An 810-nucleotide genomic window follows, 5' to 3' on the forward strand; every position below is an offset into this window, starting at 1 on the left:
AAAGGAGAAAATGATGAAGAAACTGAAAACCCTAACAACTTCAACAGCTATTGCGCTTGCGTCTGTTGGTGTGCCTGCATTTGCTCAGGAAGCAACTGTTTCAGCGCCAGTTGACACAGCAACAGCAACTGCAACCGCTGTTAATGAACCAGCTCTGGTTTCTAAACCTGTAGCTGATGCAAAACCAGAAGTGAAGAAATCTTCTGATGTCAAGCCAGCTCTTGATGCTCAAGCGTCTACTGTTAAGCAAGTTGAAGCTGAAAGTGAAACAGCAAAAGTTGAAGCTACTTCTGCTAACCAAGCTGTTACAACTACCGAAACTGCTTTGACAAGCGCTAAAGAGGACTTGAAGTCAGCGGAAGCTGTTAAAGTCAATGCTACAGAAGAAAATATCACTGCTACAAAAGCAAAACAAGATGCTAATGTAAAAGCTCAAGAAGCTAACCAAAAAGCAACTGAAGCGTCTACTGACGCCATTAAAGCGCAAACTGAAACTGTAGCAACTGAAACTGCTAACGTTGCAAGCGCAACAAGTAAGAAAGCTGAAGCGGATAAAACAGTAACCGCTAAAGAAGCGAATGTAAAATCAGCTGAAGACGCGCTAAATGGTTCAGGACTTGGCGAAGTAAAAGCCTCTCTTGCTCAAGCTGAAAAAGATATTGAACAAGCAAATGTGAATATCTCAAGCGCAACAAAAGCTGTAGAAACTGCTAAGAAAGCAGATAGCAACCGCGCAGATGCCATTAAACAAGCTGAAAACAATGTGAATGTCAAAAATGATGCATTGAAATTAGCTAAAGAAATGATGGA

At 41.5% G+C, this 810-nt stretch carries 1 pseudogene; it reads left to right on the plus strand.

What is annotated here, in order from left to right:
- Positions 1–13: 13 nt before the first annotated feature.
- Positions 14–810: pseudogene (locus tag ADI86_RS04875) on the plus strand (surface exclusion protein); the annotation flags it as partial.

It is taken from the genome of Streptococcus pseudopneumoniae, from assembly GCF_001074975.1.
Taxonomy (GTDB): domain Bacteria; phylum Bacillota; class Bacilli; order Lactobacillales; family Streptococcaceae; genus Streptococcus; species Streptococcus pseudopneumoniae_D.